This is a genomic window from Streptococcus sp. SS4, from assembly GCF_030440125.1.
In the GTDB taxonomy this organism is placed as follows: Bacteria; Bacillota; Bacilli; order Lactobacillales; family Streptococcaceae; genus Streptococcus.
In genome coordinates this window covers 55,168-81,122 of the sequence record NZ_JAQFJM010000008.1, presented here as the reverse complement: position 1 = coordinate 81,122, position 25,955 = coordinate 55,168, and the positions used below count along the sequence as shown (strand labels likewise).

The 25,955-nt window shown below is 40.7% G+C and carries 17 protein-coding genes and 1 pseudogene; 12 read left to right on the top strand and 6 right to left on the bottom strand.

Annotated features, from left to right (window positions below):
• Nucleotides 1-36: 36 nt before the first annotated feature.
• Together PCY16_RS08145 and PCY16_RS08140 are read right to left on the bottom strand one after the other, a co-directional pair.
• On the bottom strand, nucleotides 37-1,326 hold the full coding sequence (locus PCY16_RS08145) for a hypothetical protein (protein WP_195414116.1): 1,290 nt from the start codon (nucleotides 1,324-1,326) through the stop codon (nucleotides 37-39).
• Nucleotides 1,316-2,425 carry a hypothetical protein gene (locus tag PCY16_RS08140; RefSeq protein WP_229056681.1) on the bottom strand — a complete coding sequence of 370 codons (1,110 nt, stop codon included), beginning with the start codon at nucleotides 2,423-2,425 and terminating at the stop codon, nucleotides 1,316-1,318. The genes PCY16_RS08145 and PCY16_RS08140 overlap by 11 nt, the downstream gene beginning before the upstream one ends.
• Nucleotides 2,426-2,766: 341 nt before the next feature.
• On the opposite strand from PCY16_RS08140, the gene PCY16_RS08135 reads away from it, so the two are divergent.
• From PCY16_RS08135 to PCY16_RS08075, 12 genes and pseudogenes are all read left to right on the top strand, one after another.
• The gene (locus PCY16_RS08135; protein WP_195414114.1) at nucleotides 2,767-3,738 is read left to right on the top strand and encodes a thiamine pyrophosphate-dependent dehydrogenase E1 component subunit alpha; all 972 of its coding nucleotides are present in this window, start codon (nucleotides 2,767-2,769) and stop codon (nucleotides 3,736-3,738) included.
• Between the two features lie 24 nt (nucleotides 3,739-3,762).
• The gene (locus tag PCY16_RS08130) at nucleotides 3,763-4,761 is read left to right on the top strand and encodes an alpha-ketoacid dehydrogenase subunit beta (protein ID WP_013990622.1); all 999 of its coding nucleotides are present in this window, start codon (nucleotides 3,763-3,765) and stop codon (nucleotides 4,759-4,761) included.
• 235 nt (nucleotides 4,762-4,996) lie between these two features.
• Nucleotides 4,997-6,385 (top strand): dihydrolipoamide acetyltransferase, encoded by a 1,389-nt coding sequence (locus tag PCY16_RS08125; protein WP_195414113.1) that lies wholly within the window; start codon nucleotides 4,997-4,999, stop codon nucleotides 6,383-6,385.
• A 173-nt stretch (nucleotides 6,386-6,558) separates the two neighbouring features.
• The gene (gene lpdA, locus PCY16_RS08120; protein ID WP_037601193.1) at nucleotides 6,559-8,316 is read left to right on the top strand and encodes a dihydrolipoyl dehydrogenase; all 1,758 of its coding nucleotides are present in this window, start codon (nucleotides 6,559-6,561) and stop codon (nucleotides 8,314-8,316) included.
• Between the two features lie 265 nt (nucleotides 8,317-8,581).
• Nucleotides 8,582-12,133 carry a GBS Bsp-like repeat-containing protein gene (locus PCY16_RS08115; RefSeq protein WP_195414111.1) on the top strand — a complete coding sequence of 1,184 codons (3,552 nt, stop codon included), beginning with the start codon at nucleotides 8,582-8,584 and terminating at the stop codon, nucleotides 12,131-12,133.
• A gap of 293 nt (nucleotides 12,134-12,426) precedes the next feature.
• Nucleotides 12,427-13,388: pseudogene (locus PCY16_RS08110) on the top strand (N-acetylmuramoyl-L-alanine amidase).
• Between the two features lie 119 nt (nucleotides 13,389-13,507).
• Entirely contained in the window at nucleotides 13,508-17,221 is a 3,714-nt protein-coding gene (locus tag PCY16_RS08100) for a pullulanase (protein ID WP_195413640.1), read from the top strand.
• Between the two features lie 249 nt (nucleotides 17,222-17,470).
• Nucleotides 17,471-18,343, top strand: a complete 873-nt coding sequence (efeO, locus tag PCY16_RS08095; RefSeq protein WP_195413639.1) for an iron uptake system protein EfeO — start codon at nucleotides 17,471-17,473, stop codon at nucleotides 18,341-18,343.
• Nucleotides 18,344-18,348: 5 nt separating this feature from the next.
• Nucleotides 18,349-19,554, top strand: coding sequence for an iron uptake transporter deferrochelatase/peroxidase subunit (efeB, locus tag PCY16_RS08090; protein WP_002890938.1), 1,206 nt, complete (start codon nucleotides 18,349-18,351; stop codon nucleotides 19,552-19,554).
• The gene (locus PCY16_RS08085; protein WP_195413638.1) at nucleotides 19,532-21,217 is read left to right on the top strand and encodes an FTR1 family protein; all 1,686 of its coding nucleotides are present in this window, start codon (nucleotides 19,532-19,534) and stop codon (nucleotides 21,215-21,217) included. The genes efeB and PCY16_RS08085 overlap by 23 nt, the downstream gene beginning before the upstream one ends.
• Nucleotides 21,204-21,932: a twin-arginine translocase subunit TatC gene (tatC, locus tag PCY16_RS08080; RefSeq protein ID WP_073949992.1), complete on the top strand. Its 729-nt coding sequence runs from the start codon at nucleotides 21,204-21,206 to the stop codon at nucleotides 21,930-21,932. The genes PCY16_RS08085 and tatC overlap by 14 nt, the downstream gene beginning before the upstream one ends.
• 12 nt (nucleotides 21,933-21,944) lie before the next feature.
• Nucleotides 21,945-22,133: a twin-arginine translocase TatA/TatE family subunit gene (locus PCY16_RS08075; RefSeq protein ID WP_002890941.1), complete on the top strand. Its 189-nt coding sequence runs from the start codon at nucleotides 21,945-21,947 to the stop codon at nucleotides 22,131-22,133.
• A gap of 135 nt (nucleotides 22,134-22,268) precedes the next feature.
• Here the strand turns inward: PCY16_RS08075 and PCY16_RS08070 are convergent, their stop codons facing one another.
• The 4 genes from PCY16_RS08070 to PCY16_RS08055 form a co-directional block, all read right to left on the bottom strand.
• Nucleotides 22,269-22,361, bottom strand: coding sequence for a type I toxin-antitoxin system Fst family toxin (locus PCY16_RS08070; RefSeq protein ID WP_004182539.1), 93 nt, complete (start codon nucleotides 22,359-22,361; stop codon nucleotides 22,269-22,271).
• 159 nt (nucleotides 22,362-22,520) lie between these two features.
• A complete protein-coding gene (locus tag PCY16_RS08065; protein ID WP_195413637.1) occupies nucleotides 22,521-23,657 on the bottom strand; it encodes an ABC transporter ATP-binding protein in 1,137 nt (378 codons plus the stop codon).
• Between the two features lie 15 nt (nucleotides 23,658-23,672).
• Entirely contained in the window at nucleotides 23,673-24,509 is an 837-nt protein-coding gene (locus PCY16_RS08060; protein WP_004182537.1) for a sugar ABC transporter permease, read from the bottom strand.
• The gene (locus tag PCY16_RS08055) at nucleotides 24,509-25,867 is read right to left on the bottom strand and encodes a carbohydrate ABC transporter permease (protein ID WP_037599811.1); all 1,359 of its coding nucleotides are present in this window, start codon (nucleotides 25,865-25,867) and stop codon (nucleotides 24,509-24,511) included. The genes PCY16_RS08060 and PCY16_RS08055 overlap by 1 nt, the downstream gene beginning before the upstream one ends.
• Nucleotides 25,868-25,955: the final 88 nt, after the last annotated feature.

Genomic DNA, 25,955 nt, shown 5'->3' with positions numbered 1-25,955 from the left:
TGCAAAAAAAGAGCCATTGGCTCTTTTTCTTATCGTTTAATAACCAGGTTCAAAGATTTCAATAATTTGAGTCAGATAACCTGCATGTAAACCGATACGATAGTCAACATTTGGCAAACTCTTTACTAAATCATTCAGTTCTTTATCTTTGCTAACCTTATCAGCCAAAACTGGTAATTCAACAACAAGGAGTTGTGAGTGATCTAGTTGAAGGTAACTACTATTGACCTTGACATCAGGACGAAGTAGTTTAAATATCGCTCTTTCCGAAGCTTGGAGCAGTTGATATAAATCGAGGTCAGATAAAGGAATCTCACCAAACTGAGGACTGATGTTTATAGCAATATCAATATGAGCAGCTCGCATTTCTAAAATGCGGTTAGAGAGGAAACTAGATATTATTGGATTGCTAAGCCTATCTAAGTTTTCTTGAGTCTCTGGATTACCAATGCTAGCATTGTCCGTTTTATAAATCTCAAGTAGACTAGTAGCTTTGGCAGTATCTTCATTTTCCAAGGCAAGAGAAACCTCCTTGAGATTTTTCTTGAATAAGTCGAAGGACGTTTGCTTTTGCATAATAATCTGGATAAAGGATTTGCTATAGTTAGTCATAGTACCCAACAATTTATGACGTTCTTTGTTCAGTCTATCGATAGATTGTTGGTGGACAGCCTGGTTCCAATTGTAAAAATCCCATAGTAGTAGGGCAATATAGAGAACTAAGATAACAGAACTATTAGGACTGACCTTGAAAACTATTTCAAATAAATTTTTAGGGTCATTTGCTGTTGGAAGAATACTGTTAAGACCATGGATAACAGTAAAGAAGACATAATAGACAGCTAGGAAGGCAGTGCTTCGCAACCAGTTACGTCTAGCCCAAGCTTCGTCAAGACTACTCATCTGATTTAGGTCTACAGCGAAGATTTTAAGCATTAGGTAAATGATTAATGGTGCTAAGATGTAGGTCAAGATATGTAAGTTAGTGTTGAGGGTAACATCACCTTTGATATGTAAGACGTGAGGGATAATGACAATTGAAAGTAGTCGTGTTGCCATATCAAAAAGGATAGTTGGATAAAAAGCGTAAAGCAATCGATGATAGAAAGAACGCTCTTTGACAAGGGCCAAATCGGCAACAAGGAAGAAAAGCGGGTCCACAACGATTTTTACGAGACTAAAATAGGACGCTGCAGCTACATAGGACAAAAATAGAAGTAAAAGGTGTCCTCGTAGTGGCTTAATCTTAGACATAGTCTGGTAGAGGTACCAAATAGAAATGAAACTAACGGCCTGTAAGAGAGGATTGATAATATTAGTAATCATTGTAACCTCCTTTAGTCATGTCAATTTCAATTTGTAAGCGATAAATCCCAGCACGTGTATTTGAAACAATGTTAACGTTTGAATAAGTAGATAGAATAGTATTGACGCGTTTTAGTTCAGGATCAGAGAAATCAGATGTAATAGCTGAATCTTCTTTAGTGCTTGAACTTTCAACGACAAAGTGTTGACTATCCTCATCCTTAAAATAAGCATAGCTAAGGTATTTCTGTTCACTATCTTGTGCTTGGTCAATGACATGATCCAAGATAGTTGATAGGACATATACCCAGTCTAAAGGATAAATAGGATAGACGGTAATAGGTTCTGGGACCTCCATACTAACCCAAACATCCAGTTCTTTTGCCTTTAGAAATTTAGCTTCAAAGAGTACCTGTAAATCTGGCAGTTTAATATTTTCTAGTTTGTCTCGATAAAAATGATCAATCTTCTTATCTAGCGGATTCGGTGTCAGCAAGTAGTCAATTAACTCATGAGCTTCCTCATTTTGTTGAAAACGGATGATATCGTAGAGGTTTTCAGCTTCGTCTTTGATGAAGAGCTCTTGGCTAGTCTTTTTCTGGTACCAGGTATTGATGTTCTGACTTGATTTTTGAAGAAGGAGAGAATGTTCCTCTTGGGCTGCTTGTGTTTGAGCATTGAGGTCTTTTCTATAGAGATTAACCTGCTTAGATAGAATCAGAGCCGTAATGATAAGAAAGGCAATGGTAAAGTGAATGTCTGTTGAAACGAGTTCAGAAGCAAAGTAAATAAAGGCTAAGCTACAAAGAGCGACAGACGTTGACCTGTACCATGGTCTTGCTTTATCAATTTGCATCATTCGAGAGTAGTCCACCTGAAGAAGGGCACTTTGTGCAAACCAAAGTAAAAAAGCAAGAAAGAGAATAAAGGGACCAGCAAAATAATAATCCAAGACTGCAGGGAAAAAAATTGGAATAATCAGGAAAATGACCAATCTTACCATTAAGGCAAAGGTGAAAGGTATGAAGAAAGTCTCCAAAATGGTATGTCTTAGATTTTTGTAGGATTTGGCAGCTAGAAAGAGTACAAGTGCAATAAAACCGGATTTTGGATAAAACATGCCAAAATAACTAGAGGCAAAAATTGCTATACCAGCTAAAATAATAATCCAGTATCTAAGCGGCCTTTGCGTGGTCACCTTGAAGATAATAATTTGTAAAATAAAAGCTATACATGCCGTAAGCCCGTGAATTATGACATCACTCAATATCAAATATTCTCCTATTCGGGTAAAATCTATATAATCATACCATTATACCATATCGCAAACAAAAAGAGCATACGAATTGACTATAAGTGATAAGGATGTAAGGCTTTTCATTTTTCAAGCATATTTCTTGCTCATTAAGTTTTTTTAACCTATCCTAGATGTATAGAAAAATTTCGATAGAGGAGATCGATATGGTAAAACTTTCTAAAGAGACACATCTTGAGATGTTCACTAAAATGGAACGTATTCGTGAATTTGATTCACGTATTAATAAATTGGTTCGTCGTGGTTTTGTTCAAGGAATGACTCACTTTTCAGTTGGTGAGGAAGCAGCCAACGTTGGGGCTGTTCAACACTTGAGCTATGACGATATCTTCTTTTCAAATCACCGTGGTCACGGACAATCTATTGCCCAAGACATGGATTTGAATAAAATGATGGCGGAGCTTGCAGGTAAGGCGACAGGTGTTTCTAAGGGCCGTGGTGGTTCTATGCACTTGGCTGACTTTGAAAAAGGTAACTACGGAACTAACGGTATTGTTGGTGGTGGTTATGCTCTTGCAGTAGGTGCGGCTCTCACTCAGCAATACAAAGAAACAGGAAACATTGTTGTGGCCTTTTCAGGAGATGGTGCAACTAACGAAGGTTCATTCCATGAGTCAGTCAATATGGCAGCTACTTGGAAATTACCTGTTGTCTTCTTTATCATCAATAACCGTTATGGTATCTCAATGGATATCCATAAAGCTACAAATACACCTCACCTTTATACACGTGCGGAAGCTTATGGTATTCCTGGTTTCTACTGTGAAGATGGTAACGATGTTTTGGCTGTATACGAAACAATGGGCAAGGCTGTTGAGCATGTCCGTGGTGGCAACGGTCCCGCGATCGTTGAGGTAGAATCTTACCGTTGGTTTGGTCACTCAACTGCTGATGCAGGTGTTTACCGTACTAAGGAAGAAGTTGACGAGTGGAAGAACAATAACGACCCAATTATTAAATACCGTGACTATCTCGTTTCTGAAAATATCGCAAGCGCTGAAGAGTTAGATGCTATCCAAAGCCAAGTCAAGGCTGAGGTTGATGCAGCTTATGAGTTCGCCCAAAATAGCCCAGATCCAGAACTTTCAGTTGCCTTTGAAGATGTATGGGTAGACTAAAGAGAAAGGTTGAGGAATACAAGTATGAGTGAAACAAAATTGATGGCCTTGCGTGAGGCAGTAAACCTTGCTATGAGCGAGGAAATGCGTAAAGACGAAAACATCTTCCTTATGGGTGAAGATGTTGGTATCTATGGTGGTGACTTCGGTACATCAGTTGGGATGTTGGCAGAGTTTGGTGAAAAACGTGTTAAAGATACACCAATTTCAGAGGCAGCTATCGCTGGTGCAGCTGTTGGCTCTGCCATCACAGGTCTTCGTCCAATCGTTGACTTGACTTTCATGGACTTCATCACGATTGCCCTTGATGCTATCGTTAATAATGGTGCAAAAAACAACTACATGTTTGGTGGTGGTTTGAAGACTCCTGTAACCTTCCGTGTAGCTTCTGGTTCAGGGATTGGTTCTGCGGCACAGCACTCACAATCTCTCGAGTCATGGTTGACTCACATTCCAGGGATTAAAGTGGTTGCTCCAGGTAATGCAAACGACGCTAAAGGTCTTTTGAAATCTGCTATTCAGGACAATAACATTGTTATCTTCATGGAACCAAAAGCACTTTACGGTAAGAAAGAGGAAGTGACTCAAGATCCTGATTTCTACATTCCACTTGGAAAAGGTGAAATCAAGCGTGAAGGGACAGACCTTACTATTGTCACATATGGTCGTATGTTGGAACGTGTTCTTAAGGCTGCTGAAGAAGTGGCTGAACAAGGTATTAACGTTGAGGTCGTTGACCCACGTACGCTTATCCCACTTGATAAGGAATTGATTTTCGAGTCAGTTAAGAAGACTGGTAAACTGATGTTGGTCAATGATGCATATAAGACTGGTGGATTCATCGGTGAGATTGCTGCTATGGTTACTGAAAGTGAAGCATTTGATTACCTTGACCACCCAATTGTACGTTTGGCAAGTGAAGATGTGCCTGTACCTTATGCGCGTGTCTTGGAACAAGCAGTTCTTCCAGATGTTGAAAAGATTAAGGCTGCTATTATCAAGATGGCCAATAAAGGAAACTAACTTTCTAGCGACGGTTAAGTGATATGTCTCGCTAGTAAAATCTGTTTCTTGTTTTAACTGTGAGAGTATCGGAAAATATAATTTAAAGTAGAAAGGAGAGGGCGTTAAAGCGTTTGAGTTGATTTGAACTCGAACGAAATGCTTCGGAATTTAGATAGTTTTACTTGTGTGCAAGCACACTAACGTAAAACTCCTAAAATTCTGTCGCATTTTAGCGTTCTTAGTATCATAAAATATGGCTTTTGAGATTATTATGCCTAAACTTGGTGTGGACATGCAGGAAGGTGAAATCATCGAGTGGAAGAAACAAGAGGGTGATGTGGTTAATGAGGGGGATATCCTTCTTGAAATCATGTCAGATAAAACGAACATGGAACTTGAAGCAGAAGATTCTGGTGTTCTTTTGAAGATTACCCGTCAAGCTGGTGAAACAGTTCCAGTTACTGAGGTTATCGGTTATATTGGAGCAGAAGGTGAAGTTGTGGGCGATAATGCTGCGACCGCACCGGCTGCAGAAGCTGCTCCGCAAGTTGAAGAAGTTGCTACTGTGGAAGCACCTGTAGTGGCAGCACAAGCCCAAGCCCCTGTCGTACACGAAGGTGGCAAAGTACGTGCAACACCTAAAGCACGTAAAGTAGCGCGTGAGTTGGGGATTGACCTCGCTCAAGTTCCAGGAACTGGAGCAAAAGGTCGTGTTCATGCTGATGACGTTGAGAACTTTAAGGGTGCTCAACCTAAGGCAACTCCGTTGGCACGTAAGATTGCAGCGGACCTTGGTATTGATTTAGCTACCGTATCTGGAACAGGCTTTGGTGGTAAGATTACCAAGGAAGATGTCCTTGCAATCAGTGCCTCAGCTCAAGTTAAGGAAGCTGCAGCTGCACCTGTGATTGAAGCTAAGCCAGAAAAAGTCTTGCCAGAAGGTGTGGAAGTTATCCCAATGTCTGCTATGCGTAAGGCTATCTCTAAGGGAATGACGCATTCTTACTTAACTGCGCCAACCTTCACCCTTAACTATGACGTAGACATGACTAACCTTATGGCTCTTCGTAAGCAAGTCCTTGATCCAATCATGAATAAGACTGGCATGAAGGTAACCTTCACTGATTTGATTGGTTTGGCAGTTGTGCGTACCCTTATGAAAGAGGAACACCGTTACCTCAATGCATCCTTGATTGATGATGCGCAAAATATCGAATTACACAAATTTGTTAATCTCGGTATTGCCGTTGGTCTCGATGATGGCTTGATTGTACCGGTCGTTCATGGTGCAGATAAGATGAGTTTGTCTGACTTTGTGGTGGCCTCTAAGGATGTCATCAAGAAAGCTCAGGCTGGTAAATTGAAGGCGGCAGAAATGTCAGGTTCTACTTTCTCTATCACTAACTTGGGAATGTTCGGAACCAAGTCATTCAATCCAATCATTAATCAACCAAACTCAGCCATCCTTGGTGTTTCAGCAACTATTCAGACACCGGTTGTTATTGATGGTGAAGTTGTCGTACGTCCAATCATGGGTCTATGCTTGACTATTGACCACCGTATTGTAGATGGTATGAATGGTGCCAAATTCATGGTTGATTTAAAACATTTGATTGAAAATCCAATGGAATTGTTAATTTAAGTAAAAAAATATCTGAAAACTGAAGTTTTAAATAGAAAGGAGAGGGCGAACCAGAGGGTGTAACTGAACCCGAGCGGAAAGCTTGGAAAATAGACCGTCCGTCTACGTCAGCAGGCTGACGTGTCGGACGCCTAATTTTCAGTCGCTTTCTGGTCGCTCTTGGTATCTTATAAATGGCTTTTGAGATTATTATGCCTAAGCTTGGTGTGGACATGCAGGAAGGTGAAATCATCGAGTGGAAGAAACAAGAGGGTGATGTGGTTAATGAGGGGGATATCCTTCTTGAAATCATGTCAGATAAAACGAACATGGAACTTGAAGCAGAAGATTCTGGTGTTCTATTGAAGATTACCCGTCAGGCTGGTGAAACTGTACCAGTTACTGAGGTTATTGGTTATATTGGAGCAGAGGGCGAAGTTGTGGCTGATAATGCAGCCAGTGCACCTGTTGCAGAAGCAACTGCTCAATTAGAATCTGCTGGTCTTGAAGTTCCTAAAGCTCCTGCCCCAGCTGCTCCAGCAGCTACTGCAGAAAAAGCACCACTTGCTGATAATGAGTACGATATTATTGTTGTCGGTGGTGGTCCTGCTGGTTACTATTCTGCCATTCGTGGGGCACAACTTGGTGGTAAGGTTGCTATCATTGAAAAATCTGAATTTGGTGGAACATGTTTGAATAAAGGATGTATTCCAACTAAGACCTACCTTAAAAATGCAGAAATCCTTGATGGGCTTAAGATTGCTGCAGGTCGTGGTATCAACCTAGCGTCAACAAACTACACTATCGATATGGATAAGACTGTTGACTTTAAGAACTCTGTTGTTAAGACACTTACTGGTGGTGTTCAAGGTCTTTTGAAGGCTAACAAGGTTACTATTTTCAATGGTCTTGGTCAAGTAAACCCAGATAAGACAGTTACTATTGGTTCAGAAACAATCAAGGGACGTAATATTATCCTTGCGACTGGATCAAAAGTTTCACGTATCAATATCCCTGGAATTGAGTCACAACTTGTGATGACATCAGATGATATCCTTGACTTGCGTGAATTACCTAAATCACTTGCTGTTATGGGTGGTGGTGTCGTTGGTATCGAACTTGGTCTTGTTTATGCTTCATACGGTGTAGAAGTAACTGTTGTTGAGATGGCTGACCGCATTATTCCTGCTATGGATAAAGAAGTGTCACTTGAACTTCAAAAAATCCTTGCTAAGAAGGGTATGAAGATCATGACATCTGTCGGAGTTTCTGAGATTGTAGAAGCTAACAACCAATTGACCCTTAAACTCAATAATGGTGAAGAGATTGTAGCTGATCGCGCCCTTCTTTCAATCGGTCGTGTTCCTCAGTTGGATGGTCTTGAAAATCTTAACCTTGAATTAGACCGTGGTCGTATCAAAGTGAATGCTTATCAAGAAACATCAATCCCTGGTATCTATGCACCGGGTGATGTAAACGGAACTAAGATGCTTGCTCACGCTGCTTACCGTATGGGTGAAGTTGCAGCTGAAAATGCTATGCATGGTAACGTTCGTAAGGCTCACCTTGACTACACACCTGCAGCTGTTTACACACACCCAGAAGTCGCAATGTGTGGTCTTACTGAAGAAGATGCACGCGCTAAATATGGTGATGTCCTCATTGGTAAATCAAGCTTTGCTGGTAATGGACGTGCTATTGCTTCAAACGAAGCTCAAGGTTTTGTTAAAGTCGTTGCAGATACGAAGTACCATGAAATCCTTGGTGTTCATATCATTGGACCGGCTGCAGCTGAATTGATTAACGAAGCGTCAACAATTATGGAAAATGAATTGACTGTAGATGAGCTCTTGCAATCTATCCACGGTCACCCAACCTTCTCTGAAAACATGTACGAAGCCTTTGCTGACGTACTTGGAGAAGCAATCCATAACCCACCAAAGCGTAAATAAGGATAAATTAAATTCTCGGACAAAGGTTCGGGAATTTTTTCATACATTTTCATTTGTATTTATTTGAAAAAATCGTTACGGATTTTCAATAGTTTTGTAGAAACATACGAATAATAAGTTAAAGAGTTTTCTATCAAAAGAGAAAGTTTATTTATAATTTTATAATATTTCTATTTTATTTAGAAATTTTTTAATAATAACCTTTCCACGAGAGTTTTTCTGTGGTAAAATGGTTCAAGTATTACAAATGCAAAAGGAAAGTTAAATGCGAACGAAAGATTTTATATACTATGCCAGTGCGGCTGTTCTCTTGGCTGTAACTACTCAGGTTGCTCAAGCAGACGAAGTGGCGACACAAACGCCTTCTATTACTGAAGGAAATCAGTATCAACCTGCAACAGCGGCTGAGATTTTTGGTGGAGAAGCAGCCTTACCTGTAACTCCTAGTTCAACGGTTTCAGCACCCGCAGCTTCGAGTGAAGTGGCAAAAGCTAGTGCTCCAGCGGTATCTACGTCTCCTGCTTCACAGAGTTCCGAGGCTGCAACGGCAACGGCATCAACTTCGGTAGCTAACTCTACTGTTACTGCAACATCAAATTCAGTTGCGACTTCTGTAGTAAGTTCAGACAGTGGAACTGCTTCTACAAGTGCGACAAGTTCAGAAATGTCAAATAGCACTGTAGCAACACCTGCTAAATTAACGAATTCTACGGATGTTCCTTCGCCAACCCTTAAGGTGCAACCGAAGACTTTTATCGATGTCAGCAGCCATAATGGTGAAATCAGTGTAGATGACTATCGTGCTCTTGCACGCCAAGGTGTTGGTGGTGTCGTTGTCAAGTTGACTGAGGATACTTGGTACAACAACCCTAAAGCACCATCACAAGTTCGTAATGCTCAAATTGCCGGTCTTCAAGTATCTACCTATCATTTTTCTCGATACACAACAGAGGAAGAAGCACGTGCAGAGGCTCGTTTCTACATTCAAGCTGCACAAAACCTTAACCTTCCAAAGAGTACTGTTATGGTTAATGATTTCGAAGACTCTAAGATGCTTCCAAATATCAACCGTAACACTCAAGCATGGGTTAACGAAATGCATAAGCATGGCTACAACAACTTGATGTTCTACACAAGTGCTAGCTGGTTGGATGAGAATAATCTAGGCTACCGTGGACCTGTCTCAACCTCTCAATTTGGGATTGAAAATTTCTGGGTTGCACAGTACCCATCATCAACTCTTACAGCAACGAGTGCCAAAAATATGCGCTATAATGCCAAAACTGGTGCATGGCAGTTTTCAGCTACGGCTAATCTCTTGCCAAGTAAACATGTCTTCGACCACAGCGTGGATTATACAGGACGTTTCACAGCTAATGCTAGTGCTGAGGTTGATGCAACTCAAGGCAATTTGAGTGGAACCATTTCTATTGTCAACAATAATCCAACTGTTGGTAGCTTTGATGTAGTCATCTCTAATGTCAAAGCACCAAATGGTGTTGAAACGGTCTCTGTTCCAATTTGGTCAGAAATTAATGGTCAAGATGACATTATCTGGTATACGGCTAACCGTCAAAATAATGGAACTTATACAGTAAACGTTAAGGCTTCAGCTCATAAAAACTCGACAGGGCTTTATAATATCCACCTTTATTATGTTCAAAAAGATGGTCAATTGACGGGTGTTGGTGGAACAACTACTCAAGTTTTCATTGGTAAGACACCTGAGCAGTTGAAACCTAAAGCAAGTTTTGCTATTGAAAACAATAATGCTAAGGCTGGAACTTTTGATGCCGTTATCACTAATATCTCAGCACCACTAGGTGTTAAAGAAGTTTTGGTGCCATCATGGAGTCTTGAAAATGGCCAAGACGACCTTATTTGGCATAAGGCGACTAAGCAAACTGATGGCAGCTATCGTGTAACCATTAAGGCAAGTGAGCATAAGGGCACTAAAGGAAATTACCGTGCCGATGCTTATATCGAGGATAACTCTAACAATCGCCATTATATTGCTGAAAAAGTAGTGGCTGTTGATTATGCTCGACCAAGTGGTGTCCTTACGATTGAAAACAACAATACTGCAGCAGGCACTTTTGATGCAGTTGTTCGTAACATTGTTGCTCCTACAGGTTTGAAAGAAGTTCTTGTTCCTTCATGGAGTTTAGCTGGTGGTCAAGACGACCTTATCTGGCATAAGGCAACTCGTCAAGCCGATGGTTCTTACCGAGTGACTATCAAAGCAACGGATCATAAGAATTCAACTGGTAAATACCGTGCCGATGCCTACCTTGTAGATGACTCTAACAAACGTTTCTACCTTACTGAAAAAGTGGTAGAAGTTTCTCAAACTCGTCCTAGTGCAAGCCTCTTTATTGAAAATAATAATGCTGATTTAGGTACTTTTGACGCTGTTATTCGCAATATCGTAGCACCAAATGGGGTTAAGGAAGTCTTAGTTCCATCATGGAGCTTGGTTAACGGACAAGATGATCTGGTTTGGCACAAAGCTAGTCGCCAATCTGATGGTAGCTACCGTGTTACTATTAAGGCAAGTGAGCATAAGAATTCCCTAGGAAATTACCGTGCTGACCTTTATATCGTAGATAATGCCAACCAACGTCATTATGTCACTGAAACAATTGTAGACGTAAAACATAATAAGCCAGTCGGTACTATTTCAGTAGTTAATAATAATAAAGACACTGGAACTTTTGATGTCATTATCAGTGATGTTTATAGTCCTAAAGGTGTTCGTACTGTTCAAGTACCTATTTGGTCTGAAAAAGACGGACAAGATGATATTCGTTGGTATGAAGCAACACGTCAAGCTAATGGCACTTATACGGTAAATGTTCAAGCTACTAACCATAAAAACTCAACAGGCTTGTACAATGTTCATTTGTACTACATTTTAAATGATGGGTCACAAGTTGGTGTTGGCGGTACAACGACAACTCTTGAATTCCGTAATGCTAAGACTAAAACGCAAACCTATATCACTAATGTTAACTCAGAAGCAGGTAGTTTTACAGTTGTAGTTGATCAAGCGCCACAAGGACGTCAGATTAAGAATATCCGTGTAGCTGTATGGTCAGAAAGCAACCAAGGAAACCTTTCTTGGTACAATACGGCACCTACTGGAACACATACTGAAATCAATGTATCGACTGTTAATCATAAGAATCTCATTGGTAACTATACGACTCATGTTTATGTAGACTATGTAGACAATACTGTAGACGGATTCAACCTTGGTGAGACAGCTCTTGCTCCACGTAATCGTCGTGTTGAGCCTCAGACGACTTATTATTCTCAACGTGATCCTCGTTGGGCTTCTAAGTGGTATGGTGTCAGCAATATGGATCAGTCAGGCTGTGTTCCAACATCACTTGCCATGACCTTTACAGATATCTTGGGAACTGTAATTGCACCAACGACAGTTGCGGATTATTTGTACTACAATACAAATTCATTCAATAAAACATCAGTTGCTGGTACAGACGCGGATGGTATTGTATTAGCAAGTAAAAATTGGGGTCTCAATAGCAACGTGCTTTCAAGCATTGCTAACATTGCTTCAGCTTTGATGTCAGGCCAACATGTTCTGGCAGCAGTAGGAGCAAGCCAATTTATCAATTATCCTTACACGCATGAAATCGTGCTTCATGGCTATGATAATGGTAAAACTTATGTTCGTGATCCATTTAACGCCAATAACAATGGATGGTATTCATTGGATTACATTCATGGTGTTCAGAGTAGAGATGCAATGGATACTAAGCTTGGTGCACCATTCTTCTCTGTCTTTGCTTAATCTATCAATCAAAGGTCTTTAGAAGGAAACTTCTAAGGGCTTTTTTAGTGTTGATTTTTGATAGTTATGTTGTTATTTACCTATTTTCATAATATTATATACAGGATTGAAATCTTATATTTATAGGTTTTTACGTTATTATTTTGGATTGTGTTAGTACTATTAGCATAGAAATTACTTAAAATTTTATCATTTTTGTAGTTTTTTTAGAGAATTATCACTTTTCCTCTATTCGTAAGATATTTTCTATGGTAAAATGGGTGACGTATTAAAAAGTGTCAAAGGAAAGTTAAATGCGAACAAAAGATTTTATCTACTATGCTAGTGCAGCTGTCCTCATGGCGGTGACCACTCAGGTAGCCAGTGCGGATGAGGTAGCCACTCAAATGCCTACAGTTACTGAAGGGAACCAATATCAACCTGCGACTGCAGCAGATATTTTTGGTGATGGAGCAGTTCTTGCACAAGAGTCACCAGCAGCAAGACCAAGTTTAACTGTTGCGGAAACATCTACAGCCACAAGTGAAGTAACAAACTCAAGTGCTCCACAAGTCAGTCAAGCGAGCTCAACAACGGTTGTAGCATCTGAATCAAGAGGAGTTGCATCTGAATCTGTAGTTCAGCCGAACACGGTAGAGAGTTCTGAAAATGCTAGGGTATCGACTGCTTCTGAGGTTTCAAGTGAGGTTGTAGCTGAACCTGCTAAATTGACTCATGCTTCAGGTTCATCTAATGATACTGATGTTTTAAAACCGAAGGCTAGCTTCTCAATTGAGAACAACAACAAGGTAACTGGTACCTTTGATGCGGTGGTTCGAGATATTGTTGCACCATTGGGTGTTAAAGAGGTTCTTATCCCATCTTGGAGTCTAGCTAATGGTCAAGATGATTTGATTTGGCATAAGGCAGCTAAGCAGCACAGGGAATCGAAACTTATTATTACCAACCTTATGCAGAATACCCATCACGCATTAATGCGACCTACCATGCTAATCCGACTCGTTTGAGTATGAGTGACACTTTGGCCAATGCCATCCAGTCCAGCCTTATTAATGCGACTGGCGCTCAGAATCAGGGCGTGAAACGTCAAACCTTTGCAGTCTTGCGTGAAACGACAGCGCCAGCAGTTCTCCTTGAACTTGGCTTCTTGTCAAATCCTCAAGAAGCAGCCCGTTTGAATACCTCTGCTTATCAAGAGACTTTAGCTAACGCAATTGTGGCAGGGATTAAGCGTTATTATTCTGTTTATAACTAATAGATTGAGAGAATTTTATAGTTCTCTCTTTTTTTATTTTAAAGGAGCGAAAACGCTTGCATAAATCTAATCTAAATGGTATATTAAAAAACATGAAAACGTTAACAAAAGGAGTTAGTATGAAAAGAAATACTCAAGCTAATGATGAAAAAGTTCTTCGTTATAGCCTTCGCAAGTACAAGTTAGGGTTGGCTTCTGTAACCATTGGAGCTGTTTTTTTGAGCTTTGCTGCTACTCATGGAGTCAAGGCGGAAGAAGTAGTGTCAACACCTGCCTCAAGTACACAGGTAGAATCAGCTGATTCTAGTCTTACCACCAGTGGTCTAGTAACTGAAACGCCAACAGCTCCTCTAACAGCTGAGAATGCTACAGTGTCCAAGGAAAATGAGCCAGTTTCTCTTCCAGCAGAAAATACTAGCCGTACTGAGCCTACCAAGCTAACTGAAACTAGCGAAAACACGCCAAAAACAGTAAGTACTAATAATAGTCAAGCTCTCACTAATGCATCTGAGGAACCTATTGCTGAGGGGACTATTCGCTTGCATTTCCAAGAGTTGCCAAGTCAGGATAAGGCATCACTTGGGCTTTGGACTTGGGATGATGTGGAGACGCCATCATCTCAGAAAGGTGCTTGGCCAACAGGAGCAACCTCATTTGCAGAAGCCAAACAGGATAATTATGGTGTTTACTTGGATGTGAAGCTGTCTTCAACACCTAAAAAGCTTAGTTTCTTGATTAATAATGCTGCTGGAACGAACCTTTCAGGGGATAAAGCAGTAGAAATTCTTAGTCCTCAAATGAATGAGGCTTGGATTGACAAGGATTTTCAAGTTTACAGTTATCAACCTATCCCTCAAGATCACGTTCGTATCAATTATTTCCGTACGGATGGCGACTATAGTAATAAGTCTGTATGGTATTGGGGAGATGTAAAGGATGCCCCAAGTAATTGGCCTGATGGTGTTAATTTTCAACCAAATGGTAAGTATGGTGCCTATTTAGACATTCCGCTAACCGAGGCTGCTAAATCTATCGGATTTTTACTCTTAGATGAGAGCAAAATAGGAGATGATGTGAAAATTCAACCAAATGATTATAAATTTAGTGACTTGAAAAAAACTCGTCAGCTTTTCGTACGAGATACTGATACGACAGTCTACACCAACCCTTATTTTGTTAAGGATGTGCGTTTGACTGGAGCTCAGCAGCTTAGTCCAAGCCAAATCGAACTTAGCTTCACCAATTTAGAAGATGTTTCATCTGAGGATATTCTCAAAGACCTAAAGGTGACAGACAAGGATGGTAACAGTGCAACTCTTAAACAGCTTGAGTTGGATGCTAAACGCAAAAAAGCTACATTAACAGGTGATTTTGCTGCGGAAAATCTGCCTTACAAGGTCACTTTGGGCAATGATAGTTTTAAAACGTCTGAGAGTTGGCAATTGAAGGATGCGCTCTACAGTTACGATGGTGAATTGGGTGCCCGTCTTCAAGAGAATGGTACTAAGGCACATGTGACACTTTGGTCACCAAGTGCAGATCAAGTAGATATCATTGTCTATGATAAGAATAATCAAGACATGGTTCTTGCTGAACATGCTCTAAGCAAAGGACCTCGAGGGACTTGGCAAGCTGACTTGCTTGCGACTGATCTTGGTTTGGAAAACTTAACAGGTTATTTCTATCAATATCGCATTAAACGTGGTGAACAGTCTGTAATTGTTTTGGATCCTTATGCTAAGTCTTTGGCTGCTTGGAATAGTGACGATGCCAGCAAGGGACCTGAACACAAGATTGCCAAGGCTGCCTTTGTAGATCCTGCTAATTATGGACCAAGAGATCTTGACTACGCTAAGATTCCAAACTTTAAATCTCGAGAAGATGCCATCATTTATGAGGCTCATGTCCGAGATTTCACCTCTGATAAGGCTATCTCAGCTGAATTGAAACACCAGTTTGGGACTTTTGCAGCCTTTGCAGAGCGTTTGGATTATCTTAAAGATCTCGGTGTTACCCATATTCAGCTTTTACCAGTATTAAGTTACTATTTTGTCAATGAAATGCAAAATGGGAAGCGTTTGGATGCCTATGCATCAAGTGATAGTAACTACAACTGGGGCTATGATCCACAAAACTATTTCTCTTTGACAGGTATGTATTCTGAAAACCCAAGTGAACCAGCTAAACGTATCGAAGAATTCAAGAATTTAGTTGCTGCTATTCATGCCCACGGTATGGGCGTTATCTTGGATGTAGTCTATAATCATACAGCCAAGACAGCTATTTTTGAAGACCTTGAGCCAAATTATTATCACTTTATGGATGCTGATGGTACTCCTCGTTCGAGTTTTGGAGGGGGTCGTCTAGGCACGACTCACTATATGAGTCGTCGTGTCTTGGTTGATTCGATTGCTTATCTTACTAAGGAGTACAAGGTGGATGGTTTCCGTTTTGATATGATGGGTGACCATGATGCTGAAAGTATCGAGCAAGCTTATCATGCTGCACGTGCCCTTAATCCAAACCTTATTATGCTTGGTGAGGGCTGGGTGACTTATACTGGCGATGAAAATAGCCCTGTTCAGCCTGCCGATCAGTCTTGGATGAAAGATACAGATACCGTAGCTGTATTTTCAGACGATATTCGAAATACCCTCAAATCGGGTTATCCAAACGAGGGGACACCTGCCTTTATCACAGGTGGCAAACGTGATATTAATAAGGTCTTTGACAATATCAAGGCACAACCAACTAACTTCGAGGCTGATTCTCCAGGTGATGTGATTCAATATATTGCTGCTCACGATAATTTGACCCTTTTTGATATTATTGCCCAATCAATCAAGAAGGATCCAAGCAAGCCTGAGAATAATGCTGAAATTCATCGTCGCTTGCGTCTAGGAAACCTCATGGTCTTGACTGCTCAGGGAACACCATTTATTCACTCTGGTCAGGAATACGGCCGCACCAAACAGTTCCGTGATCCTGCCTACCGTTATCCTGTGTCTGAGGACAAGGTGCCGAATAAGTCACATCTCTTAGTGGATGAAAAGGGCAATCCATTTGACTATCCTTACTTTATCCATGATTCTTATGATTCTAGTGATGCCGTCAATCATTTTGATTGGACTAAGGCAACTGATAGTCAGGCATTCCCAGAAAATACGAAAACACGTGCCTTTACCAAAGGGTTAATCGCCTTACGTAAGTCGACAGATGCCTTCAATTTCAAATCAAAAGCAGATGTAGATGCACGTCTAACGCTATTGACAGTTCCTGATCAGGACAATGTCGCTCAAGAAGATTTGGTATTGGGATACCAAACTGTTGCTTCGAATGGAGAACGTTACCTTGTCTATGTCAATGCTGATAGCAAGGCTCGTCAGTTTGATTTGAGCAAGATTACAAATGGTCTATCTTATATGGTTTTGGCAGATGGCAGTCAAGTCAATTTATCCGGAATTAGTGAGTTATCAGGTGTGACAATCAACAATCACATCTTGACCTTGGATCCACTAACAGCGACTATTATTCGTTTGACTAATGCTCAGACGCCAACTGAGGCAGTAGATCAGCCTTCTGAAAAGACCGGGTCATTTGGTGGTAAAGATACTGAGGCAACTAAAGCAAATGTCAAGGCTTCAGGTAAAGAGGACCTTGTTGGAGATGCTGAACTTGTTAATCGTGACAATGGTCAGGCTAAGACTGAAGCTAGTCGTCAGACTGATAAGCAACTGCCATCTACTGGTGAAAAGACAAATAGTGGACTCTTTGTAGCAGGTCTTCTAAGCATTCTTAGTCTAGGATTCCTTCGAAAACGACGGATGAAATAAATAAGTGACAACAGGTTATTTCCTGTTGTTTTCTTTTATTTAGAATCATTCTTATCTGCTCTTTAGAATAGTTCTTAAATAGCCTAAAACCGTTGACAGTGCTGGTTTCTTCTGTTAGTTTAGATATGTTCTCTTACATACGAGAGATCATTATTGACTTATCATCGTTCGTTCTTTATTAATATTAAAACGACGATTCACATATATAACGACAAATGTCGAACACTATCTTGAAAATAGGAGACATTCATGAAAAAACTTAGCAAACTTGGTGTTGTTCTTTTGGCATCAGGACTTTTATTGACGGCTTGTGCCAAATCTGGTAATTCAAGTCATTCAAGTTTAACTAGCTCAAAACTCACAGCCAGTGAGCAAAAGCAATTGAAGCAGGCCACAAGTGATTATAAGACTTTCGTAGAAGGCGAAATTGATCAGCTTTTGAAAGATACTGAGGGATTCAGTGAAACCCTCAAGTCAGGAAATCTTGAAGAAGCTAAGAAACAATACCCATTGATTCGTATGGCTTACGAGCGTTCAGAGCCGATTGCAGAAAGCTTTGGTGAGTCTGACGTGAAAATCGACTACCGTTTGGTTGATTACATGGACGAAAATAAATCAGAAGACGGTTGGTCAGGGTTCCACCGTATCGAACGTATCATGTGGCAAGACAACACGACAGAGGGTACAGATGCCTATGTAGATCAATTGGTTAACGATATTAAGGAACTCAAGGCTAAAATTGCAACTGTTAAAGTTACTCCAGATATCATGTTGACAGGTGCTGTTGACCTTCTGAACGAAGTAGCAACTCAAAAGATTACAGGTGAAGAAGAGGTCTTCTCACACACTGATCTTTACGACTTCCGTGCCAATATTGAAGGGGCAGAAAAAATCTTTGAACTCTTCAAACCGTTGATTCAGAAGAAAGATGCTAAACTTGTTAAGACTCTGGAAACTGAATTCAAGAATGTGAATGGTCTTTTGGACAAACACATGACTGATGAGAAAAACTATAAGTCTTATACAGATTTGAGTGAGACAGATACTAAGGAATTGGCCGAAGCTGTAACTAAACTTGGTGAACCATTATCACAAATGGGTGTTATCCTAGATGGGAAATAAGAAAAATGACTGACGAAAAATTTTTAGATCAAAAAATGGACCGTCGTGAATTTCTTAAAAAAGCAGGTATTGGAGGGGCTGGGCTTGCGCTTGGTCTTTCTGGTGCATCTGCTTTTTTCGCTAATCAGGATAGTTCAAGTAAAAAGGCTTATGATGGTGATGAAGATATTAGCTTCTTTGGCAAGCACCAGGCTGGGATTACGACTCCTATGCAGAAGGCTTGCTACTTGGTGGTACTAGATCTTCATACAACCGATAAAAAAGAAGTCATCCAGCTTTTTAAAGACTGGACAGATTATAGTAGTAAATTGGTCGAAGGAGAGTTAGTCAAAAAAGACGGTTCTAATGCCCTCTTGCCTCCTACGGATACAGGCGAAACGGTGGGACTCAATCCCTATCGCCTGAGTCTGACTTTTGGAGTTTCGGCTGACTTTCTTAAAAAACTTGGTTTAGAATCCAAACGTCCTAAGCTCTTCCGTGATTTGCCTCCATTTCCTAAGGAGCAGTTGCAGGACAAGTATACGGGTGGTGATATCGTGATTCAAGCCTGTGCGGACGATGAACAAGTAGCTTTCCACGCTGTCCGCAATCTGATTCGTAAAGGTCGTAATAAAATCACCATGAAGTGGAGCAAATCAGGGTTTGCAGCTATCGGAGACCGCAAGGAAACGCCTCGAAATCTTTTTGGTTTCAAGGACGGTACTGCCAATGTTACGACAGAAAAGGAATTCAACAAGGTTGTCTGGACTGATAGTCAAGATTGGATGAAGGGTGGTTCTTATATGGCTCTTCGTCTGGTACAGATGCATTTGGAGACTTGGGATCGTACCAACTTGCAGGAACAGGAAAACACCTTTGGTCGTTACAAGGAATCAGGCGCTCCCTTTGGTAAGAAAGATGAGTTTGACGAAGTAGATTTGTCAAAATTACCAGTCGATTCGCATGTGCGTTTGGCTAAAGAAGTAGACCTTCCTATCTTACGTCGTTCATATTCTTATTCAGATGGCATTGATGAGAGAACTGGCCAGTTTGATTCAGGTTTGATTTTCATTGCCTACCAGAAGGATCCAGACCGTTTTGTTAAAATTCAGACCAATCTTGGTGCTGTAGACAAGATGAACGAGTACATCACCCATATCGGAAGTGGGCTCTTTGCTTGCTTTGCTGGCGTGGAGAAAGGAGGCTACCTTGGTCAAGCACTCTTTGAATAAACTCCTCGTTTTGCTTGGGCTTTTAGCCTTATTCTGGACCTATCCGGTAGCTGCTGAATCATATAGTGACCTCTATATCAAAATTACAGATGCCACAACAGCTGTTCAAAATAAAGATCAAACAAAAGCTAAGGAATTGGTTGCTGAGATTAAGACTGATTTCGAAACAAAAGAAAATCACGATTCTAAGGCAGGTAAAAAAGTTAGCAAAGCTCTTGATATTAAGGGTGACGTGACAGAAGAGGACCTAACCTCCATTTCGTCAGCCCTTCTTAAATTTGAGAAAGAGCAAAATCCTGTTGATTTAGATGCCGAAAAGGAAAAACTTGAAACACGCCTAGAGCCTTATTTCAAAAACTTACAGGATGCCATTACGGCCAAAGACCTGACTGCAACACGCAAAACTTACAGTGAATTAAATAATGCTTGGACGCGAAATGAAGCTGTTGTCCGTGACCACAGTACTGCCTACTACGGCAAGATTGAGACGGCCATTTCACTTTTGCGAAGTAGCATTGAGACGGAGCCTACTGATTTCACCAGCATCCAGTCATCTTATGATGATCTCAAGGGTGGGATTGATGACTTTATCAAGGGTGTCCCTCTTGATAGCACAAGCTCAAGTTTAACCCTAAAAGATGGTATTAAGCTCTTGGAAAAGGCTCTAGGTCAATTCCAAGCAGGTGATGAAAAAACGGCTGCGGCAACTATGAAGAAGTTCATCACTATCTGGCCAACCATTGAAGGCGATGTAAGCACAACTAATCCAAGCCTTTATACGCGCGTGGAAAGTGAAACACCTGTTATAATGGTTAAGGGAAAAGAAAAAGCTTACCAAGACAAACTGCAAGCCTTGATCACAGACCTATCTGCTATTGATACAAGTGCTTCTTATAATGCCTTTGATGCCATGTTGATTCTCTTACGTGAAGGGGTTGAAGCCCTCCTCATTGTTATGGCCCTTGTGACAACTCTTAAGGCAGCCAAGATGCGTAAGGGACTCAAATGGGTTTATGGTGGAGCCATTGCTGGTGTTCTTGCTAGCGCAGTTATAGCTGTTATCTTACAAGTTGTCTTTCCAGCTGTGACCTCGGGGGCTAACCGTGAAATTATTGAAGGTGGCGTTGGTATCTTTGCAGTTGCGATGATGATTCTGATTGGAATCTGGCTCCATAGCAAGTCTTCAGTCAAACAGTGGAATGATTTTATGGACCGCCAGATGAAGACAGTGACGGCTACTGGAAGCTTTGTGTCCATGTTTGCACTCAGTTTCTTGGCTGTCTTCCGTGAAGGTGCCGAGACTATTCTTTTCTATGTCGGTATTGTCCCATGTATCACGACAGCTAATTTCTTGATTGGTATTGCTTCAGCCATTGCAGTTCTTGTTATCATTGCTGTGGCTATGACTAAAGCGAGTCACTATATTAAACCGCACCGCATTTTCTTTATTTTGACTTGGTTGATTTATGCCTTGGCCTTCAAGATGCTCGGTGTCAGTGTTCATGCCCTTCAGTTGACTAATATGATGTCTAATCATTTGATTAGTGGTTTCCCAACCATTGATTGGGCTGGTATCTATCCAAGCTGGGAAGTCTTGATTCCACAACTTATCTTTATTGCTATTATTGCCTTTGTGACGGTGAAACAGCATGGTAAGAAATAAGGATGAGATGACAATTGTTGAGCATCTGGTGGAATTTCGGAGACGTTTCATTGCAGTAGTGTTGTGCTTTTTCCTAGTTTTTTGTATTACTCTGTTGTTTGCTGGGCAACTCTATGCTTATCTAACCAGAGGATTTGACAAGCCTTTATTAGTTCTAGGGCCTAACGATATTCTTTGGATTTACATTAACTTGGCTAGTCTCATGGCTTTTACGGTCACTTTGCCTTTCACCACCTACCAGATTTGGCAGTTTGTGAAACCAGGTTTGAGGGACAATGAAGCGCGTGCTATCTTTGCTTATATCCCAGCAACTTTTGTCTGTTTTGTATTGGGTTTGGCTTTTGGTTATTATTTTGTTAGTCCTGCTATCTTAGAAGTGCTTTTAAAACTAGGCGAAGGGCTCTTTAATACACAAATTACAGCACAGAACTACCTTAGTTTCTTACTGCATACGACAGTGCCTTTGGCTGTTCTCTTTGAACTTCCCGTAGTTGTGAGTTTTTTGACATCTATCGGCATAATAACACCAGTTTTTCTGACACACTATAGACGCTATGCTTACTTTATTCTCTTAGTTTTGGCGGTCATTCTAACACCAGCTGACTTTATCAGTGACCTGGCCATGACGGCACCCTTAATCTTGCTTTATGAAGTTAGCGTAACTCTAAGTAAGCTCATTTATAAACGTAAACAAAGAAAATATAAAGATAAATAGAAAGGAAATCTCATGGGAATTCTACGTGATATCGGAGCCCCAGGACTTATCATTATTGTCCTAGGAGCCCTCCTCATATTTGGTCCTAAACGCTTGCCAGAACTTGGCCAATCCATCGGTAAAATGCTAGCCGAATTTAAAGCAGCTGTAAATAAGACTGATGAAGATAAAAAGGATCAAGAGACTGGGAAGAAAGACTAGTTCCTAGATACTCTATTTTCTTGACAATTCTAAGCTTTTATGACATAATACACCTGTATTGAATAGTAAGTCTATATCATAGGCAAGAAAAGACCCCAAGCTAACTTCCACATAAGCTCGGGGTCTTTTTTAGCACTATCTATCCTTGTTTAACCACTTGTCGATCAGACGAAGGATAACACCGACCACAATAGGTCCGATGATAGTTTTGAATAGTAAATCCATCATAGGCAAACTCACCTCCCTTCGTAGGCGGTGTCGAGGTGCCAAGGGATATTATATCATAGATTGAGAGAGTTGTTTAGTGAGTCTCAGGAAGTAAAAGTTAGAAGGTAGTTTAATCATGCCATACAAAAAAATCAGCCCTCTTGAGCTGATTTTTTTATCTTACAAACTGATACGTTTTTCTGTCTCAGCGTCGAAGAAATGACCTTTTGCAACGCTGAAAGTAAGATTTACTTTTTCACCTGGATTGTGGAAGTCACGCGCATCAACACGGGCAGCAAATTCAGTTCCTCCAAGTTTTAGGTAAAGCATTGTTTCTGCACCAAGAAGCTCTGAAACGACGACTTCAGCATCTATATTGGCATCTGGATATACTTCTTGAACGATTGGACGGCTTGAAACATCTTCAGGACGGATACCAAAGATAACTTCTTTGCCTTGATAACCTGTTTCTTTCAAGATTTTAGCTTGACCTTCAGAAATTGCAATATCCAAGCCTTCAGAGTTAGTGATACGGTTGCCATCAACCTTAACATTGAAGAAGTTCATAGCAGGACTTCCGATAAATCCAGCAACAAATTTGTTGGCTGGTTCATTGTAAAGTTCCTGAGGTGTACCAATTTGTTCGATACGACCGATAGTACCAGAACCATCAGGATTTTTAGTAGAACTCATGATAACGATACGGTCAGCAAGAGTCATAGCTTCTGTTTGGTCGTGGGTAACGTAGATAGTAGTTGCACCAATATTACGAGTAATTTTAGCAATTTCAGCACGCATGGTCACACGAAGCTTAGCATCCAAGTTTGAGAGAGGTTCATCCATAAGGAAGACTTTAGCATCACGAACGATAGCACGTCCCATAGCTACACGTTGACGTTGACCACCAGATAGGTCTGCAGGCTTACGATCTAAGAACTCAGTCAAACCAAGGCTAGCAGCAGCTTCACGCACACGTTTGTCGATATCGTCTTTTTTATATTTACGAAGTTTAAGACCAAAGGCCATATTTTCATAAACAGTCATGTGAGGGTAAAGTGCATAGTTTTGGAATACCATGGCAATGTCACGATCTTTTGGTGATTTGTCATTAACCACTTCACCATCGATATAGAGTTTACCTTCTGTGATTTCTTCGAGACCAGCAACCATACGGAGAGTTGTTGATTTACCACATCCTGAAGGACCTACGAAAACGATGAATTCCTTGTCTTTGATATCGATACTGAAATCTTCGACAGAGTAGTGAGTTGCATTTGGGTATTTTTTGTAAATTTTATCCAGTTTAAGAGTTGTCATATCATTTATCCTTTATTATTTAACTGATCCGCCGGTTACACCTTCAACATAGTATTTCTGCATGAAGATAAAGAGAAGGGTGATTGGGATGGCGATGATAATAGCACCTGCGGTAAATGGAAGGAACCATTCATTGATAGCGTCTTGGTTAAGCATTTGATAGAGTCCAAGGGCAACCGTATATTTATCTTTAACGTCACCGAGGATAACAGATGCAAAGATGAAGTCTACCCAAGGTCCCATGAAGGCCATGAGGGCAGTGTAGACGATGATTGGTTTAGAAAGTGGCAAGGTAATCTTAGTGAAGATTTGAAGACGAGTTGCGCCATCAATCATTGCTGATTCATCCAATGAGTAAGGAATGGTATCAAAGAAACCTTTCGCAATGTAGAAACCTAGTGCAGCCCCAGCAGAATAAACCAAAACCAAAGATGTCAAGGTTTGTGTCAAATTGAGGGCCTTCAAAATGTAGTAGACCGCGATCATTGACATGAATCCAGGGAACATGTTAAGCACAAGTGCCAACTTCAAGAAGCCATTTCTGTGTTTGAATTTAATACGACTAAGTGAGTAGGCCATCCCAACGGTAATCAAAGTTGAGAGGATACATGTACATGTGGCAACGATGAAGGTATTGATGAACCATTTTCCAAATGGATAAGCATCGCTGGTAAACAGTTTAATGTAGTTATTAAAAGTGTAAGTCTTAGGGAAGAAGTAAGGAACCGCATTAGCTCCTTCACCACGGAAACTTGTAAGGAAGATCCAAATAATAGGAATCAACCAGATAACAGCTAGAACTGTCAATAGAATATAAGTACCAGTTAGGTAAAGATTTTTCTTACGTTTCATTATTTAGCAGCCCCTTCCTTGAATGAAGATGATCTTGTGTAGGCCAAGAGACTGAATGTTGCAGAGATGGCGAAAATCAAGATACCGATAACAGATGCCAAGTTGTAGTCTTTAGCGCTAACAGTCAGTTTGTAGAGCCAAGTTACCAAGAGGTCAGTTGAACCCGCTTGATAGTATTCAGAGTTAGTAGGTCCACCACCAGTAAGGAAGTAGATAACGTTGAAGTTATTGATATTACCGATGAATTGTTGAATCAATGATGGTGCCATGATCAAGAGAATTTGTGGGAAAGTGATGCTCTTGAAGATTTGGAATTTGCTTGCTCCATCAATTTCAGCAGCTTCAATCTGCTCAGTTGGCAAGTTCATGATGATACCAGTTGCGACCAACATTGTGAACGGAATACCAATCCACATATTAACAAAGATAATAGAGAACTTAGCCCAGAGAGGATCAGTCAAGAATGGAATAGGCCCATTAGTGAGATGCAAGGTTTGAAGCAAACCATTTAAAGGACCATGGTCATTAAGGAAGTTACGCATCAAAAGAAGGGATACGAACTGAGGAACGGCGATAGTGATAACAAAGAGTGTACGCCATACTTTCTTGAATTTAAGCCCCTTAGTGTTGAGCAAGAGAGCAAGGACAATACCGAAGAAGAAAGTTGTTGCTGTTGCAGCAACTGCCCAAATCAAGGTCCATGTCAAAAGTGGGAAGAAAGTACCAGCCATACGACCTTGCAAAACTTCACCAAAACTTGAGAAACCAACCCAGTCAAAGAGTGATTTAGGTGCTGGGTGATTGTGGTCAAAGTTAGTAAAGGCCAAACAGATCATGTAGATCAAAGGCAAGATTGTGAAGAGCAAAACTCCAATCAATGGTATAGTCATAAGTCCCATGTGGAAACGACCATCGGCCAAGGTCTTGAAGTCTTCGACAAAGTTAGGAACTTTACGTCCAGACTGTTTGAGAGCCATGAGATGACGAGCACTCTTAAGGTTACACCAGTAAATATAAGCGAAGACTGCACAGAAGATCAGTGAAGCAAGTCCAAAAATCAACAAGAGCATAGAGTTATCTCCAGCGACCTGAACAGTAAGCTTAACCCCATTAACTTCTTTAACGGCCTCACCTTGTTCTTGAGTCCCTAAGGTAATCATACCTTTAAGTGCAGGGATGATTTGGATAACGAAGGCTACTAAGAAGGCAATCTCAGAAAGGAGGAAGAGCAAGCCCTTGGTGAACTGTTTGTTGACCAAGTTTGCCAATCCCATTACCAGAAAGGACAATTTGACATCCCATGTACCTTCTTTGAAGACCTGGCGCATAGGAGTTGTGTCGTAGATTGTTTGTGACATAGATATCTCCTCAGATAAATGATTAATTAGTGATAGATAAAGAGGCTAGGAACCTGACCTGCCTCTTTACCTTCTCATAGTTAGGATT

Excerpts from the sequence above, each read along its gene's own strand:
- PCY16_RS08145 (WP_195414116.1), bottom strand. The coding sequence starts at position 1,326 with ATGATTACTAATATTATCAATCCTCTCTTACAGGCCGTTAGTTTCATT.
- PCY16_RS08140 (WP_229056681.1), bottom strand. The coding sequence starts at position 2,425 with ATGTTTTATCCAAAATCCGGTTTTATTGCACTTGTACTCTTTCTAGCT.
- PCY16_RS08135 (WP_195414114.1), top strand. The coding sequence starts at position 2,767 with ATGGTAAAACTTTCTAAAGAGACACATCTTGAGATGTTCACTAAAATG.
- PCY16_RS08130 (WP_013990622.1), top strand. The coding sequence starts at position 3,763 with ATGAGTGAAACAAAATTGATGGCCTTGCGTGAGGCAGTAAACCTTGCT.
- PCY16_RS08125 (WP_195414113.1), top strand. The coding sequence starts at position 4,997 with ATGGCTTTTGAGATTATTATGCCTAAACTTGGTGTGGACATGCAGGAA.
- lpdA (WP_037601193.1), top strand. The coding sequence starts at position 6,559 with ATGGCTTTTGAGATTATTATGCCTAAGCTTGGTGTGGACATGCAGGAA.
- PCY16_RS08115 (WP_195414111.1), top strand. The coding sequence starts at position 8,582 with ATGCGAACGAAAGATTTTATATACTATGCCAGTGCGGCTGTTCTCTTG.
- PCY16_RS08100 (WP_195413640.1), top strand. The coding sequence starts at position 13,508 with ATGAAAAGAAATACTCAAGCTAATGATGAAAAAGTTCTTCGTTATAGC.
- efeO (WP_195413639.1), top strand. The coding sequence starts at position 17,471 with ATGAAAAAACTTAGCAAACTTGGTGTTGTTCTTTTGGCATCAGGACTT.
- efeB (WP_002890938.1), top strand. The coding sequence starts at position 18,349 with ATGACTGACGAAAAATTTTTAGATCAAAAAATGGACCGTCGTGAATTT.
- tatC (WP_073949992.1), top strand. The coding sequence starts at position 21,204 with ATGGTAAGAAATAAGGATGAGATGACAATTGTTGAGCATCTGGTGGAA.
- PCY16_RS08075 (WP_002890941.1), top strand. The coding sequence starts at position 21,945 with ATGGGAATTCTACGTGATATCGGAGCCCCAGGACTTATCATTATTGTC.
- PCY16_RS08070 (WP_004182539.1), bottom strand. The coding sequence starts at position 22,361 with ATGATGGATTTACTATTCAAAACTATCATCGGACCTATTGTGGTCGGT.
- PCY16_RS08065 (WP_195413637.1), bottom strand. The coding sequence starts at position 23,657 with ATGACAACTCTTAAACTGGATAAAATTTACAAAAAATACCCAAATGCA.
- PCY16_RS08060 (WP_004182537.1), bottom strand. The coding sequence starts at position 24,509 with ATGAAACGTAAGAAAAATCTTTACCTAACTGGTACTTATATTCTATTG.
- PCY16_RS08055 (WP_037599811.1), bottom strand. The coding sequence starts at position 25,867 with ATGTCACAAACAATCTACGACACAACTCCTATGCGCCAGGTCTTCAAA.